The sequence below is a fragment of the Bacillus cereus ATCC 14579 genome, from assembly GCF_000007825.1.
GTDB classification, from domain to species: Bacteria; Bacillota; Bacilli; order Bacillales; family Bacillaceae_G; genus Bacillus_A; species Bacillus_A cereus.
The window spans coordinates 2,420,879-2,439,502 of the sequence record NC_004722.1 but is presented as its reverse complement, the minus strand read 5'-3'; the positions used below and the strand labels follow the sequence as shown (position 1 = coordinate 2,439,502).

The window sequence follows — 18,624 nt, the reverse complement described above, 5'->3', positions numbered from 1 at the left end:
TCTTTTACCATATAGAATCTATATTTATTATTTTCCATATACCTTCATTATTCTTTTCGAACATAAATGAATATTTAATATCAGTTAAAATGTACTCTTTCTGTACATATCCAGTATTACCGTTAATTGTCGATATTTTTATATATCCATCATTCTGCACTTTTTCTGGAATCCAAGCTTTTACCATTTCATTAGATACTTCATATAAAACTTGTGATTCTCGCTTTGGTTCTGCTAAAATTTTTGTTTTATTTCCAGTAACAGTTGCATATATAAAATGTGCTTGCTTTGGTTGGTTACTTTCCGTCAATCCACTTGGTACTTTATATACTTGCTTTGTATCATTTCCAAACTCTCCCCCCATTGTAAGGGCGACTTGCAACTCATGAAAAATATCTTCATCAAACTTCAGTTCATCCTTCTTATAACTCTTCCCTTTAAATAGAACTTCATCATTTAACGCTTTGTACAGGTCATTTTCATTTTTTGAGTTCGTACTTTGATATAGTTCATTCATAAATTGTTTTAATGATGGATCTTGAGCAGACTCATCTTTTGTTTTAGGCTTAATTTGAGTACTACTTTGTACTGGTGATTTATTATCATCAAGCCAAGGTTGTTGAACAATGAAAAATAACATTGTACAAACTAAAACAACTACAATAGGTAATGCTTTTTTACGAAATGGTCTTTTATGTTTTACAAAATCCACTTCATTATTTTCGTATATAGACTGCTTTATTTTAGAAATAAATTCTTCTTCATCTTTACGATTCTCCATTGGGCCTTTTTTTATTTTTCTATACCAGTCAGGATTTTGTTTATTGTTCATCACTACTACCCTCCCCTATTAATTTTGAAACCTTACTTCTCGCTCTACTTAATCTCGATTTTACAGTTCCAATGGATACTCCTAATGTTTCAGCCATTTCTTCATATGATAATTCATATTTTGCGTCCAATATAATTATTTCACGGTGCTTTTTAGGTAGTTTTAATACAACCTTCCACACCTCATTCATCTCTTCTTGGTTAAAAAATTCTTGTTCTGCTGACAGGGATTGCTTATCGTCACTAAAAAATCCTATTAAAGATATCCTTTTAAAATAGGAGGATTTCAAATAGTTTATTGCCGTATTTCTTGTGATTTTTAAAATCCACGTTTTAATAGATGACTCCTTTCGAAATGAATTCCAATTTTTAAACACCTTTATAAATACATCTTGCGTGATATCATCTGATAAGTGTGGATCTTTCGTAATAATAAATGAATAATTCCATACATCTTGCCAATAGTCTTTTATAACATAGTCCAGCTCATCATGATTACACTTTTCAATAAACGTCTGTTCCATTTCCACACCTCAAACTTATTTGAATAAACATAAAAACTGCCCTCACTTTTATTATGGTTTCAATATATAGACAAGATACAAGTTTCATTTGTTCCATTGTTTATCTTTTTTCAAGCAGAATAATACTACTAAAAAACAAGTAAAGCATACAATGATAAAATTCTACTCATGAAAATCTGTTTTTTGAATTTAACGTAACACTCCACTTGTCCATTTCAACTTGCTATACTCTTCTATTTACCATTAGCAATGCCAACTTTTCAGAAATGAAAATTAAGATAAGGTATTAACTTTCTAAAGTCGCAACAAAAAAGCATTCTCGATTAGAAAGAATGCTTTTTGAAATTTCATTGCTCTATATTTTCCCCAATTTATATCTTTGAGTTAAGCAAACATGTAATAAATGTAGTCAAAAAATTCACCTTATAATTAAGTATTATTTCTGAAATACATGTTTTACTTTTTCACCTGGAACGTTACTTCCCCCTCTTCCTTTTACATCTTCAATCATCATTGTAACAATCATGTCTGGCGCATTTGCATCGAAAGCTGCGAACCATCCCAGTTCTTTTCCGTCTGCTTCTTTCGACTCTTTCAGTTCTGCTGTACCAGTTTTACCAGCAAGCGTTACACCATCAACCTTTGCAATTCTCCCTGCACCATCAGGGTCATTAATGACTTTGATTAATGCACTCTTTAATATTTCTTGATTCTTTTTAGAAACCACATTTTCTTTCCAATTCCCTGCTACTTTTGCTTCTTTTAAAAGATGTGGCGACGGAATATTCCCTTCATTCACAATCGGTGCATATGTTAATGCTAAATGAAGTGGTGTCATTAATACTTGTCCTTGTCCATAGCCTGTGTCTGCTAGTTGGATATCGTTTCTTATCCCATCTCTTGCAATGATTGAAATAGGAAATTCGTATTCGATTAGTAATTTTTCATGAAAACCGTATTTCTTCAGTTCATTTACATACTGATCTTTTCCTATTTTCAAAGCTTGTTGAGCAAAATAAATATTATCAGAGTACTTCATTGCCTTATCAAAATCAATTGGACTTGCATCCTTTACACGCGTTACATAGTAATTTCCCCAAGATGAATCTTTTGTCCACTTCAATCCTTGAATTTTAAATTCTTCCTTCGGATTTATTGTGTTTGTTTCCAAACCAATTGCACCTGTGATCGTTTTAAATACGGAACCTGGTACAAATGCTTGTGTAAAGCGATTCGTCATTGGTAGTTTCGAGTCGTTACTCCATGCTTCTCGTTGGGCTTTCGATGCTCCTCTAACTATTATATTTGGATTATAAGCAGGGCTACTTACAAGTGCGATTGTTTCACCTGTTTTAGGATTGACCGCTGCACTAGACCCTGCTTCAGTTTTCATCTCATTAAAGATTTTTTCTTGAATTGCAGCATCAATTGTTAACGTAACATTTTCTCCTTCTTTTGCTTCTTTTTTTGCTACGTTTTTAATCTCTTTCCCCTTCTCATCTTCTATAAATACGCGTCCACCCTTTTCACCACGCAATTTATTTTCTAACACTTTCTCTAAACCAGTCTTACCTACTAAATCATCTGCTTGATAACCTTGTTTTTGAAGTGATTTTAACTCCTCCGCATTCACCTTTCCTATATATCCAGTTAAGTGTGCCGCTGCTTCACCTAATGGATACGTACGAATATTTACTGGGTGAGATGAAACTCCTTCTAATTCAATATAATCATTCTGTCTGGTTCCCTCTTTTAAAATGCCAATTGGTACAAAGGAGTCTGGTTTTATCCATTTCGCTGTGAGCTTTTGTTCGACCTCTTCTATAGACATATCAAGTAATTGTGCTACTATTTCTTTCGTTTGCGCTGCTGTTTCGCCTAGTTTCTCTGGAATAATTCCAACCTCAGTCGCTTTACCATTCGTTGCAAGCCCTTTTCCATTTCGATCATATATTTCTCCGCGTTTTCCTTGCTCTATTTGCATACGTACTTTGTAATCTTTTTTCATACCTGGGAAGATGAAGTCTGGTGTCCAATCTATTTCCCAAGACTCTTTATCTTTCACAAGTTTTGCTTCATGGATGAATGAAACTGGTCCTACATCCGTATCCATCTTAACTTCAAAAAGAAAAAGCTCTTTATCTTTCGTATTCTCTCCTTTCATTTTAACTTTTAAATTATTAGCTCCAATCCCCTCATAGATTTTTTGATATTTTTCTGTGAATTCTTTTTTAGAAATCGATTTTTTGGCATGGTCTGATAAATGATCATACATATTTGCAAATTTTCTATCATTCCATAAATTGATATATTCTTCAAATGCTTGTTTTGGTGGTTCGTTTTTATTACATCCTACCAACAAAACTGCGAAACAAACGAAAAGCAGCATCCATAATTTTTTCAATTCAATCTTCTCCCTTAGTTAAAAATGATGATTCCTTTCGTAATTTATTTAATAAAAAATGTTTTAACGCTTAATAGACAGTGTAAGTAATGACATTGTTCCATATTTACAAAAAAATTAATATCTATGTTCATTTTAATACAAAAAAGGCAGGCATAAATATATGCCTGCCTTCCGTTCCCAAAATCAATTACACCCTAAAACAACGTGTGGTTAACCAAATCCAGATACTCTTCTACACCCTATTTTTTACTTTTCTAAAATAATTCCTGCTATTTCATTAGCATATTTTTTAGAGTCAAATCCATCATAGTTACTTAGTACTACAACAGTCAAATATTCTTTTGGAAACCGCATGAAGTATGAACGATAACCTGCCCAGCTACCTGAATGTTCCAAGTATCGACAGTTAAAACCTTCTGCAAGCCTTAGCCCAAAAGCATAATCTTCATTGGCAATAATCGTTTCCCTAGTTGGAGAAATTTCCGGACCTATTTCGCTCATTCTTTTAACAAGTTCTTTTCCGCCAACGGTACCTGTAGTTAAATTTTCTCCCCACTTTACCAGGTCTTCGACTGTTGCATGAACTGCCCCATCACCTGTATGTTCCCAAGGGCTTTCATAGACCATATATGCTCCTTGTTCATTCTTTGAATACCCCCTAGCAATTGATATAGTAGTTGGGTAGCAATCTACAATTGTTGTGTCTTTCATATTTAAAGAATCAAAAATACGTTCTTTTGCAAACTGACGTAAAGACTTCCCGCTTACCTTCTCTACCACCAATGACAATAAAAAATATCCTGTATTGCTATACTCAAATTTTGTGCCAACAGGGAACCTTGCAATTTGATGACCATTAAGGTGTTTTAGCGATTGTTCCACAGTTAATATATCAGTAAATTCAATATTTTCCGCATGAGCCAATTCCATATAATCAACTAGTCCGCCAGTATGATGAATTAGATGCCTCAATGTTACTGGTTCAGCATATGTTCCTATAGAAGGGACAAACTTTACAATTGAATCATCTAAACTCAATCTTCCCTCTTGTTCTAAGAGTAATATAGAAAACGCTGTAAATTGTTTAGAAACTGAGGCGATATTAAAAACGCTCTTTGTGGTTATCGGTAGATTTTCCTCTATAGAAGCTAAGCCAACTGCACCTTTATACGTTACTCCGCTATCAAAACTGGCCATATATGCAAAGCCAGGAACTTTTGGTGAAAACTTTTTTAATAATTGTTTAATCAATGTATGCGTCTTTTCATTATATGTATTATTCACCTTAATCACATCCCCTTCTCTTTGAATGGTTAGGAATACAATAAAAAATACTATATATATAAAATGTCAAATTCTCCTTTCAAAATTTAAACTTTTTAATGCATTATGCCAAGTACTAAAGGAAAGCAAAAATTATTAAAGAAATTAATAGTCTACCTTAGGATTGCTCTTAACAGGTTAAAAGCTTTTACAAACAAATTTTAGCAAACAATGTCTTCCCCCTCTTTTTTTATGACAGTTTTTTGATTGGAATGAAAGCCAATAGAATTAATTATTGAAATATACAAAAAATCTTAATATAAACAATATTTTACAGCGCTTCTTCTATAACGTAAATATTCATTTTACTTTATTTTCCACATAACAAAATATTCTACTTGAGAAATTATTGTTCCATGAAAATTTTTTCCTTTTCACCAAATGGAAGAAGAATCCTGACTGTTAGCGCTTTTCGTATTACTCAAACCTGATAACAAGCATGCGTTCTCCGTCAAGTGTACTTCAGCAAAAGTACTAAATCCTGGAGTGTCACCTGTATGCCTCCCAATCGGAACACAGGTTGGAAGCTTAGTTTCATCCTTATAAATAAAAAAATAGGGGGAGCCTATCGTGACAGACTCCTCCTAAAATACAACTCTCGTATACATATCGGAAATGAATTTATTTTACTAATAGTGAATATTCACCATTTTTATCATCAAATTTATGCACATTCAGATAATATTTCCCTGGTTTCGCTACGAATTTTCCCTTTATAGTATTTCCTTCATCTTCACCACAAGCTACATAATTTTGCATATCTGATTCATGATAAAGTACCCATGTCATCCCAATATTTTGTTCATTTACCACAGAAATCTCTACTTCTTTTGGATCTGTAACATTAAACGTATAAACATCTGTTTGATCAGGAGTAACCAGATTTCCTTTTACAAGCGTATTAAACGGGAGTATCTTCTCTTCTTCAAGGGACCCGCCTGTTTGCGGATCTTGTTTTACAGTAACTTTTGTCTGTTCTATACTTTCTTTTCCTCTACTATCTTTCACAGTTAGTTCCACAGTATATGTTCCTTTTTCTCCATATATGTGGGTAGGATTCGCTTTTGTACTTGTTATACCATCCCCAAAGTTCCATAGATAAGAAATAACTTTTCCATTTTCACTTGTTGTACCATTGCTATGGAATTGAATTTCTTCATTTACTATCCCGCTGTATGGTCCATTCATATTTACTATAGTAGTCGTTTTTTCTTTTTCCTCTGTCGCAACACCATGGAAAACAATATCATATTCAAATTGATTAGCTGCATTCACACGATAGTTTACAAAATAGGCTGTAACTGTTTTATAACCGCTCCACCCTTTTTGGGATAACTGCTCTAAAGTTTGATTTACTTGTTTACTCATCGTTTTCCAATCTTCAGACTCACCTTTTGATATCCCACCAACGTACGTGCCTTCCACGCTAAATGTGTTAAAGAATTGCGACTCATGTTTTGTAATTTTTGCATCTTTTATATTTGCTACATCTACAATTTCGTTTTTCACTTCAGCTAACGGCTTTGGTGCGTGTTGAATTAAATAATCATTTGTTACTTGATGTACATTATATTTACCTTGATTATCAGTCAACTGCTGCATATATGCTTGATATTCTGCATTCAATTGTGTATTTTTGCTTAATAATTCACGATACGCATCATAATTTTTCACATCGTTTGCACGGATTAAATCTTGAAGCTTATCAAATGTATCAAATTGATGATTATACAAATAAGACTGTAGTGCAAAGGAATACTTATAAAAATCCCAAGATCCATATTTGGCGAACAAAGTTTGCTTTGCTGTATAACGGCTTGCTGGATCAGATGATAAGCCACTTATTATACTTTTACGTGGAACAACATTGTTTGTACGTGTAGATCCTGCAAAAAATTCTGCATTCCCTTCTTGGAACCAAGTTAACCGTTCATTTTGATACATTTCTCCGCTTCCAAATAAACTAGGAACCTCATATCTTCCTTGTAAATAATGAGTGAATTCATGACGGAACAACTCTTCTAAACTATAAATACTCTGCTTTGGCGTACGCTCATATGTAAAGAAAGTCCCCTTCTCTTCAATATAAATTCCACCGTTGTTTGTTTCATATCCATATAATTGTCTATTTAATTGATATTCATCTGGATTATTATAAATTACTATTGTTAGTACATCATCAGCATTACCCGGTTCTAGTGCTTTATCATTTCCAATTACACGGTGATATTGTGCTTTTACTTCCTTGGCTGCCCAATATAATCTCTTAATTTTTTCTTCTGTTACTTTATCTCCCGTCTTAAAGACAATAGATCCGTCATCAAATATAATTTTTTTCAAATACGTAGAAATATGGTTTAACCAGTAATCAATGATCAGATCTTCTTAACTTAAGTAAACCTAAATCTATTTGTCTCCATACAGAAAGAGATAAATAGTTTTGTTCCTATTCATGAAATAGTACAATATATGCAAAATTACATATCTAATTAATTGCTTTTAATGTTATATTTTAATAGCGATGAATGCTATTATTTCATAAGTTGTCAACAAGCGTTATGTATGTATGAGAAAAAGGAAGGAGCCAAATAGGCCCCTTCCTTTTTCTACTAATTAACTAAATTACTCTCTGGTAAAAATTTAAATAGTAATGCTCATTTACAGGCGTCTCATTATGCATTAAACATGCTAACTTAGCTTGCTGTCGGAAAAAATAAAAACGATAGCATTAAGTTATTAAGAGACAAAAATTCATCAACACGAAGACAGATTTGTCTTGGCTAGATAAATTTGGTGATAAATACAGGAAGTAACTCTTACGATCCAATGATTCTTTTTCCTGCCTTCTACCCTTGCCACTTCTGTTTCATGACTTGTAAATAGAGATCTTCAAACTCGTTAAAATGGACGCGAAAAACACCTAATGTATCGATATAAGCAGAAATCACATCTTTTTCATTAAAATGGATACCTTCCTGTGCTAAGTCATAGCTATCATTAAGGCTGTATAAATCAAAATATTCTTCTTCCCAATACAGGCCTCTATTTACTAGTAATCGAGTAGAGCAAGTAATAGCTTGTTTAATATTCCATTTCTGAACTACTAACTTTTCATTTAAGACTGAAAGAAGGATGTTTACCGAGGGGTTTTCATCAACTATGCGGCTATATGACAGTAAAGCCGATTCTATATATATATCAGCTTTGCTTTAGACATTAAAGATATCTCCATAATTTCATATGGCGGGTGATCATTTGCTTCAATCAACCTATCGCACCATGAAATAACCTCCTCTCTATTCCAAAGTCCGCAGCCTAGTCCTAATGCATACAAGTGGGCTAAAGTTTGATAAGATTTCAATATGGTTCACCTTCAATTTAACTGTATAGTGGTATTGCATTCATTTTGGAAATAATCACGCTTAGTAATAAATATAATAAGCTGCCCAAACGGACAGCTTATTTGCATTAAAAACGCTACACATGAACTTTTTCTTTTTTTCGACGCACAAGCCACCAAACTAAAGATAGCAGTACTAGGGGAAACGGAAATATCTGAATAAACAAAAATACTTCCCAAAAATCGTGCATCGTACTACCAGGGGAATCTGTTGCCATCCCGCCAATAAAAAAAGACAATGGAATGACAAGTATATTTATACCTAAGCTAATCATTAGGAATGATAGATTTTTCTTCCAGATTACTGGTAATGCAGCCGCGATTAATAAAACCAATGCAGTACCCAGTATAAGAAACAGTGCTCCAAATAAAAATACAAAGTATAAAATAGCATTGATTAAAGGTTCCACAATAGCCCTCCTAAGGATTCATTCTATAGAAACACTCATGTTATTTAGAAAGTCAGGATGCTATACCTCTTAGTTGTCTTTCAATTTCTTCATCGCTATAGTCTTCATTTATCTGCTTAGAATACTTAATCTACTTGCTTATATTCTGGACTGCGTTAGGACATATGTTTCTATTGTACAACCAGCTAGCAAGAAACCCACACTTATCCCTGCTAATACGGTACCTTTAAAGGCTCTGTTCATATTCATTTGCCCCTTTTATCTTTTCGTATTTTTTCTCCATCCATAGACAGTCCATTATGAACGTTTTCATTATAAGTATTGTCTGCTCCTTACTATCTGTTTCGGCCCTGATTCTTCTCGTTTACCGTTTCAGTATTACGCTTCAATTCGCATTATCATCACATAAAAAGGACATACCTATTCATATATATACCTTTATTATTTTATATTGAAATAAATAATGGTTCAAAGTTATTTTGTGAAAATTATACAAAAATTAACAATTCATCAATTACCCAACAATAGATAATATGGATAAAGAAAAAATACTAGAGAATATCACATTGTAGTAGTCTCTAGTATCTTTTCATAGTATTTTAGCGGCTATGCAATACGGAGGGATAAAAAAGGACCTCTTACGGAAAGATAAGAGGTCATCAAAAAGATAAAAATGTTGTATTTGAAACACGCGAGTTTCTAATTCACATCATAACACAATATATTTGTATATTCAATATATACATTAAAAATAAAGAATATTACATCATTGAAGATTACGGTGAACCAGGAGATAGTGTTGAAAATGAACCTACTTTGCGCAACATTTTCCCGAAAAAGTATGCGGATGTAGCACCTGCTAAGACATTTTGAATAATCTTTGCAGCTGCTACATCAACGGGTAATTTATTGTATTTCCAATCTAGAGAATCAATTGTCCAATCCCATACTTTTAAAACTAGTGAAATAGATCTTTTTAATTACATACTTAATTTATTTTTTAATGTCCAATATTTTTCTCCATTAGCTTCAAAAGAGAATTCTACCCATCCATTCGGATCTTCACGATAAATAAAGATGGTTGTTCCAGGAGTTACTGTACCAACTTTATTCTCCTCGACAGCTACATCTGGTCTACTTTTAATTTTTAAATTAAATGGATAAGGTACCTGATAGTAAGTAGCTGATGATACAACATTTGAGCTTGAACCGTCTGCATACATTTTATATGGAATTTCATTAGATAACGCGTCGACATCTAATGTTTCAGGATTCTTTGGTAATTTTTTTGCATATGTATAGTCTTCTACACGAAACGGTTTAATACGTTCCATAATACCCGCAATTTTCTTAGCCCAGCCTTTATCTGATGCATATTTCACGTTCATGCCAGTTAATGTTGACCCGTTATAATACATACCACTTTCTTCTAAATATCTTTCTCGTACATAATTAGCGTTATAAGCAATACTATCGCCGTAGCTTGGTAAATATTTCGCATATTTAAACGGATCTCCATCATATGCACGTAGACCGAATAAATTATGTTTTTGATATGCGATTTCTGATTTTCCGTATCCAGATTCTAAAATCGCATGCGCCGCTAAATAATGAGCACTCACGCCATATTGATTTTGCGCATTGATAAAATCTTGTCCATGTCCAACTAAGGGACTATCTGAATGATATTTTGCAATAAAACTATCAATCTCTTGAGCTGTAATTTTCGAAGCCACTGTTAAATTTAAATCTTCATATGAGGTAGCAGTAATAACCTCTTTTTCATCGTTTAAATTTTGTTGTAACATATCTGTTTTTGCAGTAAGTTGAGCAGCTTCAGCACGTGTTATAAATCTATTTGGTTGCCAACCGTTCTCGGTACCATTAGAAATTTTTAAATCTATTAAAATATTGGCATGTTTTTCTCCCCAATGCCCTTTTAAATCTTCAAATCTAACCTGCTCGTTATGATTTGCTGTGCTTTGTAGTTTATATGCATTTACTAGCATGGTAGCCATAGCAGCACGAGTTACTTTTCCGGATGGATTAAAGATTCCATTACCTTCACCTTTAACAATACCAGCTTTTTCAGCAGCAGCAATATAAGGAGTAGCCCAGTGGTTTTGTGAATCTGTAAAAGATGGTTTTGCATTAGGGTCAATTTTTATACCTAAAACTTTTGTCATAATTTTTGTAGCCGAAGCTCTGTCTAAGGAGTCATTTGAACCAAAAGTTCCATCTGGATAACCATTTAATACCTGTTTATCAACTAAATAGTTAACGGATTTATCAGCCCATGTAGGAACATCAGGGAATTTATGAGTATCTGCTAAAATATTAGAAGAATAGGATAATATAGCTCCTGCAAGGATACCTGTTGCAATTAATTTGTGCTTCATTAAAATAAACACCTCTACCATTGTATTTATCAAATTGAGATTTTCTATTTTTATATTTACATGTTTGTAATAATAATAAAATCGTATTATCACGCATTCAATTTGATGTAACGAGTATAGTTACTTATATACACAAGTGTCAATGAATTTCTTTTACAAAAATACATAATATTTACATGATTTTATAATTGACTTATGTATAAATTTTGTAAAGGACCTTTTGATAGATTTTACCTGAAGAAATCTCTTTAGTTGTTAATTTGCCAATCTTTCTCGTTTACTATTAATCAATTAAAAAAAGAATTTTTTGTTTGAAAATCTTAAGTTGATGGATGTGTGAACGTACCGCTACTAAAATTCTTGCTTTTAATTTATTATTACTGTATTATATTTACGTATCAATATAAGGATTATATTATATAAAAAGGAATCAAGTCTATAAGTAAGATTTAAATCCTTTTCCAATTCAAAAAGATTTTGCCAAAATCTAATATAATTTATGCTTATCTTTTTAGTATGTATCTAGTAAAAACATATTTTTTATCCATAGAATTCTGTTTTCAATGATATTAATTAGTGTTCTAAACAAGGAATCCTACAAAGTGATCTGAAAAACCTGAGAGATATTGTATGTAGTTTGCTCATCTCCAGGTACTACAATAAAAGAGCCTTACCTCTCTAGGCAAGACTCTACTAGTTTAGTTGTATACTATTTACATGATAACTAAGAAACAGAAAACATATAACACCAAATAACAGCACCCTATTACTCCTCCTACAGCTAATACCTGTTTAACCCAACTCTTAAATTTTTGATTACTGTAAATCGCTTGCACTCTTTCCATATTTCCTCCTATTAAGGAGAACCCTTAAAGACTCTCACCTCGCTATAGTACCATTAAAAAATGAATAATAGAGATCTAATGTATAAATATGCAATATTGCATACGGAAATGTATTGTTATTATTGTAAGCGCTTACTATAATAAAGTTATAAAGATTTATTACATCTTAATACGAAAAAGAGGAGAGAATAATATGGAAATCGCAATGGCAGTTTTAAAATTTATAGGTGGAGCAATCCCATTAATTCAAGAACTACTAAAAGTATTTATGTAAATTCACTATTTAGCAATTATTTATAAAAATTATTATACAAATGATCTGTATATCAAAAATGAATTGGTTTACAGATCATTTGCGTGATCAAGGTCCCTTTAACATGACTAATGGGCCTTTTTAAAATTTTTAAATAATTAAGGTTACGTCACATCACCATCAAGTTAGCAAAATAAAACGAAACTTTAACTTGATGGTGATGGGGTAACAGTTGTGATTTAGAGATAAGATCAGATTATACAAAGTTTTGCACGTCAGCGATACCGGAAATAAACTTCGCCTTTAGTAGCAAGAATCCCCAATAAAGATAGTCAACTTGCCTATTTAGGAATAAGAGTGTCAATTTAAATAATGCATTCTGAAACACTACTCTTCTTCTAAAATAGCGTAATAATATTCATCCCACCATTCATTCCCATGTGGTATACACTTCCTGAAATAGCCTTCTCTTCTCATTCCAATCTTCTCCATTACTCGATATGATGGGGTATTTTGTGGCTGACATGTAGCTATAATCCTATGTAATTTCATTTCCTTAAATCCATATTCCAATGTAGCTTGTGCTGCTTCAGAAGCATATCCTTTATTGAAATATTTAGGATTGAACACCCAACCAATCTCATATGTATGCTCACCAAAATATTTATGAAAAACTATATGATCAATCAGAATATCTTTATGAATTAATACTACAGGAAAGTTCTTAGCGTTTTCACCAATGTTTTCATTCACAAAGTTTCTTGTATTTTCTTCAGTAAAAACCCCTTCAGGTATGTATTTCATAACATTGATATCTGATGTATACTCATGAACAGCTTGCCAATCTTTGAACTCAAATTTCCGTATTAATAATCTTTCTGTTTTTATAAACATTTACTTTTCCCCCTCAAAAAATTGCAACTATATTTTAAATCCACATTTAACCCTTAAAACAAAAAGAACTTGTAGGACTCTCTACAAGTTCTTTTTGTTTTAAGGTGAATATACGAGCCAAACAAACTATCTTACAGATTGACTGTAGAAACTTTAGGGGTAATGCTTTGACAAATATATTATATAACAAATATTAACATCCACAGGATTTATTTTTGAAAATTATGTGAATTAAGAAAGGAAGTAGTTTTTTCTTAGCTATTATTATTATTATTATTATTATTAACTGACGGTATCATTATATTTTATTCTGCAACTTATTTAGAAGAGCTATGTACATTTCGAAGAAGTTCTTCAATAAGTTTTGTTTTTTCATTTACCTTTGTGGCATATGTGAAATCACCATAACAATATGGATACCTAAAATTATTTTTATTTCCACCACAAGTATACATCGCTGGATTTTGATCAACTTTCATCTTAGAAAACTTTTTGGCTGAATCCTCCGAGTGTTGTTTAACTTCTTGACTAGCAACAAAATCAATATAACCTGACCCCATATTATAGCTTTGAATAATTGTATCCATGCTAACATCCTTGTCCGTTCCATATTTATACATTTTAGCAAAGTGTTTTACCCCTTGTTCAATGCTCAAGCTTGTCTCTTGAATTTCATTTGGCTTTAATCCAAGTGATTCAGATGACTGCATAGGATCGTTTCCCTCACCTCTACTCTCTTGATACATAATTCCTAATAAAATTGGTGTTTTCTCTCCTAAATTATATTTTTCTAATTCTTTTTTTAAGGTAGACTCATATTGCAATACACGTTTTTCGGTGGCTTGCGCTTTATTTTGTTGAATATTGGTTTTATGATTAAAATATAGCATTCCAAGTATTATTACTAAGCCTAAAATACTAATAAGGAACACTTTTATAATTTGTTTTTTACTTGTATCCTTCATATATTCCTCCTCGTATAAAAAATTTAATTTTTCAAAGGTAATTGGTTATTTACAAACTATGTAATGAACATCTATCTCCCGCCCTTTTTAGACTCAAACATCAATACTTTAAGGTTTTAAGTTTAATATAAAAATTTAAAGATAAGGTAAAGATAAGATAAAGATAAAATAAAGGGTATTTTTTAGCGTACTTTAAAAGATATTGCTACAAAGGGATATATGGGACAACTTGTTGATATGAATGGATTTAGTGATAATTGAAAGGTTATTGTACAAGTTATTAATTATGGAGACATCATTCCAGAAGATTTAATCCATCTTTTCAATATGCTTTATATAAAAACCACAACATAACATATAATAAAAAACGGCGAACCCTCCACCTAGGAGAATCCACCATCACAAATAACTGATTATTTCACACCTAGTTTTTTTGCTTTCTTAGGGATCCCGTCTTCCAGCACTTCCTCTCAAGCTGTTACACCTGGAATATGATGTGATTGCATTTGAAACAGGGCTTTGGGAAGCAGCAGATGTTCAGCAAAATTTTGATAACTCAACCGCTACAGAAGCGATGAAACAATCCTTATACTCTGTATGGAAAACTGAAGAACTTGAACAATTATTTACCTATATGAAAGAACAAAAAGAAAAAGGAAAGCCACTCACATTAGCTGGTTTTGATATGAATTTGTTTTATAAATCTTCATTCCGCTCTTATGCAAAAGAATGGTTGCAAAAAGTAAATCCTGAAGTAAAGAGTGAATTTGATACAGCAGTGTCAGAGTTGATTGAACTGGATAGGTATTACAATAAAAATAAAACATATCCCTATGATCGGTTTAAAATGGAGATACAGCCTGTAATTAACAAGTTTGAAAAGGTTAGAATGTTTATTCAGAATCATAAATCTGAATTGATTCAAGTTACACCACATCCTACGTATGATGTGAAAGTCAGAGGTGGCATCTCCTCACCTAACCTGACAGACTATTCTTTTTATATCCGAGATCAAAAAATGGCACAAAACTTCGCATGGCTAACTGAAATGCAGTATGGAAACAAACTGGCCCCCTTTAACAAGTAATAATTTGTTCTGCACCCATGTTGATAATTCTTCTGGTAATCGGAATGTAACGGAACCATGTTGCTCTTTTATAATGACATAGGGATTGCGGAATTCTTCTTGAATGCCGATTCCAATCACTTGATACAATTTCCTGCACTGACTCGGAAACAATATATTTGGAATGTCTAATGATTCAATTTCATGAAAAGAATGACGGAATCTCACCTCCATTGCAAATACCATCACACCAACTCCCAGCTATACGTAAAACACAATTAGTATACCGATGAGATCTATGTTACGTGCAGAAATCCCCGTTTTCTCCCCAGACTTATCTACAAGAATAAAAAAGGAATCACAAGATATGTTCCCTTTTCACTATTTGTTTTCTACACTTTTAATTCCAATATTTCTAGATGCTGAATAGATCCGCCCCCTGGCAGGTAGACATCTTCCTCCTTCAGCAGGTATACGGAACTTTCCGTTTCTACTAGTGATGGAAGATTGCGCACGCCAAATAATAATACTTTTCCCCTATTGCCCAAATGACGTGGGGTATGCATGGAAATCGTAAGGTTGTTTATGCATGTAATTGTTCCTGTTCTTAAACATTTTCGGGTATCTATTTTTATTATGTTTTGCTTTTGTAGTATTTCTTATTTTTATTGTTTGATTGTTATGACTGGCATTTGCTCGTTTTCGGAAATTTCACTGTAACCAAAATAAAGTAGAAAAAACAATAAAATAATTGTCCAAATAAATATAAACACTTTATAACTATACTTCATATGAAAAACCTCATTTTCCCTATATAAGTGAATGTACATACACCCTATAAATCTAATTACATAAATTATCGGATGTTTTAGTAGTAGAGAATCATTAAGTATTAAGAATTGTTATTCATAAACATATCCAAGAATTCTTCAAAAAAATATCATCTAGGCATTTTAACATTTCATCAAAATGCACAGATGATATTTTGTACGTTTAGCTTGGTAATGCTTTTTATGTAATGAATTCTTATCTCTATTTCACCTTAATGTTTATATGTACAAGAGTCTGTGTAGCAATTAGACTGTACTTTAAATATGTACTCAATTGTGTGTGGGAAAGGAAGCACATTTTATTTAAAGTGGTTACTTTAAAGCCCTTAATTAGTTGGTAGTCTTCTTCATTCAGACAAAAAGGAAATTTAAAGTGTGCACGTACTTTCAACTCAGACTTTTTACTACACACACTCCTATACACATAACAATATTTATAGTTTTTTGTAACATTACGGAAATAACAAGAAATAATATCGAAATATTTATGATATTTTGCAACAATTTAGTAATATAACTGTAACATAACGTGTATAATCGCACAATACTTTTTAACTGAAAATCAATAAATTTATGTAAGTACCCATAACGTATTACATATTGTTTGTGAAACCTTTTAATGAACAAGTATAAGTGGATGGCGGGAATTGAACCCACATCAGAGGTTCTGGAGGCCCCTGTTTTACCCTTAAATTATACCCCCTCGTGGTCGGAATGACAGGACTTGAACCCGCAGATCCACAATCTAGCAAGTCTAGCATTTCGCCACAAACTCCATAAAAATAGAAAAAGACCACCGAATGTACTCGATTGTCTTTTTGCCATGCATATCTGCACAAGAAGTGTATACTTCAAACCCTTTAATATTTTTAGCTATGAGCATACTTATAAAACTCTAAAAACTATTTGATAATCTTTTAGAATCTAACTTTCTTTTAATACTATTTGCTATTTCTTCAATATTTTCATTTAGAAAGAAATGATTACCTTCAAAAGAATGAAAAGTACACGTTTTACTTGTGTATCGTTCCCATTTTATTACTTGATCATATGTAGTAAATTCATCATTTTCCCCATTAAATATAAGAAAATCAATATCACATGGTTGTGTATTTTTGTCATGAATATACGTCTCAACGATTTTAAAATCTGCTCTTAGAATAGGGAGAAAGATCTCCATTAATTCTTCTGATTGCAGTACCCCAGATGGTGTACCTCCCATTGCAATAACTTCTCTTTTAAATTGCTCATTAGAAAGATTATGTCGGATATTTCTTATTTTACTATTTGGATGATTTCTACCGGACAAAACAAGAAATTCAGGCGATACGTTTTTAGAATCTTTTATTTTTCTGGCTACTTCATAGGCGATCAAACTTCCCATGCTATGCCCGAATAGAATGTAGGGCGAATCATCTATCTGCATAACTATTTTATTGTAGACATCATTTACTGCCTCTTCCATACTTTGGTACAAGTTTTCTTCAATTCTATATCCTCTACCAGCTAACTCTACCGGGACTACCTCAATATATGGATTAAAGTGATTTTTCCATTTTGCGTAACTAAACGCAGATCCCCCAGCATGTGGAAAGCAAAAAAGTTTAGTCTTCTGCATTGATTTTCTCCTTACTTTCAAATTTGTATATAGTTTGGCAAATTGTATAAATGTCTTTAATTATTATCTCTTGAGGAAATTCATCTCTTGTTGCACAAGCAGATAACTTATAATTTGGATCAATGTTATATTGTTTAAAGTAAAAGTTTTTAGGTATATGCTTGTATGAAATTAAAGTTCGTGATTCTTTTTTTATAGAGAATGAATTTAATGGGGTATAAAGCCCTTTTCCAATCGTTTTTATATAGCTTTCTTTTAATGTCCATAAATCATAAAAATAATTAATTTGTTCATCAGAATTCATATTAGATATATCATAAAATTCTTCCGCTGAAAAAAATTCTTTTGCTAATTTAAAAGCCTCTATTTCTGAAACTTTTTCTATATCAATACCCACATTAAAATTAGCAGTAGTACAAACCACCCATTCTCCTGAATGTGACAGATTAAAATGAAAGTCAGAAAAGTTTTCAACAAAAGGTTTTCCATACTCATTATATATAAATCTAATTTCTTCATTATTAATTTTATACTTTTGGCAGATTAGAGATCGGATTAGTAAATCCCCTATCAGGGTCCTATTAATGTCGCATGAATTTAATAATCGCTTCATTCGCTCTTTCTTCCCATTTGAAACCAAGTTACTAAGTTTCTTAAACAAATGACTTTCAATATTCTTTGGTATTTTCACAGCGTGAATTTGTATGATAAATCACGTCCTTTTTTAAAGAATGGCTTCATATATGAACGTTACAGAAACTCAAATTAACTTTATTAAATTGCATATACAATAGAAAAGGTGCATATTTACATATCAATGAAAATATGCACCTTCCCTCAGTAATATCATCAGGCATTC

Annotated in this window: 13 protein-coding genes and 4 pseudogenes; 3 read left to right on the top strand and 14 right to left on the bottom strand. The window is 32.2% G+C overall.

Features of this window, described 5'->3' with window-relative positions:
* Positions 1-4: 4 nt before the first annotated feature.
* The 7 genes and pseudogenes from BC_RS12360 to BC_RS12330 form a co-directional block, all read right to left on the bottom strand.
* A complete protein-coding gene (locus BC_RS12360) occupies positions 5-832 on the bottom strand; it encodes an SH3 domain-containing protein (RefSeq protein ID WP_001060762.1) in 828 nt (275 codons plus the stop codon).
* Positions 822-1,355 carry an RNA polymerase sigma factor gene (locus BC_RS12355; protein WP_000438330.1) on the bottom strand — a complete coding sequence of 178 codons (534 nt, stop codon included), beginning with the start codon at positions 1,353-1,355 and terminating at the stop codon, positions 822-824. The genes BC_RS12360 and BC_RS12355 overlap by 11 nt, the downstream gene beginning before the upstream one ends.
* Positions 1,356-1,791: 436 nt before the next feature.
* Positions 1,792-3,759, bottom strand: a complete 1,968-nt coding sequence (locus BC_RS12350) for a penicillin-binding transpeptidase domain-containing protein (protein ID WP_000737757.1) — start codon at positions 3,757-3,759, stop codon at positions 1,792-1,794.
* Positions 3,760-4,008: 249 nt separating this feature from the next.
* The gene (locus BC_RS12345; protein WP_001066664.1) at positions 4,009-5,046 is read right to left on the bottom strand and encodes a serine hydrolase domain-containing protein; all 1,038 of its coding nucleotides are present in this window, start codon (positions 5,044-5,046) and stop codon (positions 4,009-4,011) included.
* Between the two features lie 660 nt (positions 5,047-5,706).
* Positions 5,707-7,422, bottom strand: a pseudogene (colA, locus tag BC_RS12340) (collagenase ColA); the annotation flags it as partial.
* A 509-nt stretch (positions 7,423-7,931) separates the two neighbouring features.
* Positions 7,932-8,446, bottom strand: a pseudogene (locus tag BC_RS12335) (protein kinase).
* Between the two features lie 116 nt (positions 8,447-8,562).
* Positions 8,563-8,895 carry a hypothetical protein gene (locus BC_RS12330; RefSeq protein ID WP_000433519.1) on the bottom strand — a complete coding sequence of 111 codons (333 nt, stop codon included), beginning with the start codon at positions 8,893-8,895 and terminating at the stop codon, positions 8,563-8,565.
* Between the two features lie 747 nt (positions 8,896-9,642).
* Here BC_RS12330 and BC_RS28030 point away from each other — a divergent pair.
* A pseudogene (locus BC_RS28030) lies at positions 9,643-9,750 on the top strand (peptidase M56); the annotation flags it as partial.
* Here BC_RS28030 and BC_RS12325 read toward each other — a convergent pair.
* Positions 9,738-9,851 (bottom strand): annotated as a pseudogene (locus BC_RS12325) (polysaccharide deacetylase); the annotation flags it as partial. The pseudogenes BC_RS28030 and BC_RS12325 overlap by 13 nt on opposite strands.
* A gap of 24 nt (positions 9,852-9,875) precedes the next feature.
* The gene (locus BC_RS12320; protein WP_000680975.1) at positions 9,876-11,294 is read right to left on the bottom strand and encodes an S-layer homology domain-containing protein; all 1,419 of its coding nucleotides are present in this window, start codon (positions 11,292-11,294) and stop codon (positions 9,876-9,878) included.
* Between the two features lie 933 nt (positions 11,295-12,227).
* Between BC_RS12320 and BC_RS12315 the strand changes: the two genes are divergently transcribed.
* A complete protein-coding gene (locus tag BC_RS12315) occupies positions 12,228-12,413 on the top strand; it encodes a hypothetical protein (protein ID WP_002196003.1) in 186 nt (61 codons plus the stop codon).
* A 366-nt stretch (positions 12,414-12,779) separates the two neighbouring features.
* On the opposite strand, the gene BC_RS12310 is transcribed toward BC_RS12315, so the two are convergent.
* Together BC_RS12310 and BC_RS12305 are read right to left on the bottom strand one after the other, a co-directional pair.
* On the bottom strand, positions 12,780-13,286 hold the full coding sequence (locus BC_RS12310) for a GNAT family N-acetyltransferase (RefSeq protein ID WP_000470149.1): 507 nt from the start codon (positions 13,284-13,286) through the stop codon (positions 12,780-12,782).
* A gap of 317 nt (positions 13,287-13,603) precedes the next feature.
* Positions 13,604-14,251 (bottom strand): lysozyme family protein, encoded by a 648-nt coding sequence (locus BC_RS12305; RefSeq protein ID WP_000655736.1) that lies wholly within the window; start codon positions 14,249-14,251, stop codon positions 13,604-13,606.
* Positions 14,252-14,747: 496 nt separating this feature from the next.
* Here BC_RS12305 and BC_RS12300 point away from each other — a divergent pair, with 496 nt between their 5' ends.
* Positions 14,748-15,338 (top strand): erythromycin esterase family protein, encoded by a 591-nt coding sequence (locus BC_RS12300; RefSeq protein WP_002164540.1) that lies wholly within the window; start codon positions 14,748-14,750, stop codon positions 15,336-15,338.
* On the opposite strand, the gene BC_RS12295 is transcribed toward BC_RS12300, so the two are convergent.
* From BC_RS12295 to BC_RS12285, 3 genes are all read right to left on the bottom strand, one after another.
* The gene (locus BC_RS12295; protein WP_033685121.1) at positions 15,291-15,563 is read right to left on the bottom strand and encodes a hypothetical protein; all 273 of its coding nucleotides are present in this window, start codon (positions 15,561-15,563) and stop codon (positions 15,291-15,293) included. The two genes, BC_RS12300 and BC_RS12295, sit on opposite strands and share 48 nt — an antisense overlap.
* A gap of 1,479 nt (positions 15,564-17,042) precedes the next feature.
* A complete protein-coding gene (locus tag BC_RS12290; protein WP_001172947.1) occupies positions 17,043-17,765 on the bottom strand; it encodes a thioesterase II family protein in 723 nt (240 codons plus the stop codon).
* Complete coding sequence (locus BC_RS12285; RefSeq protein ID WP_002195517.1) at positions 17,752-18,456, bottom strand: 4'-phosphopantetheinyl transferase family protein; 705 nt, start codon at positions 18,454-18,456, stop codon at positions 17,752-17,754. Before BC_RS12285 ends, BC_RS12290 begins: the two co-directional genes overlap by 14 nt.
* Between the last annotated feature and the right edge of the window lie 168 nt (positions 18,457-18,624).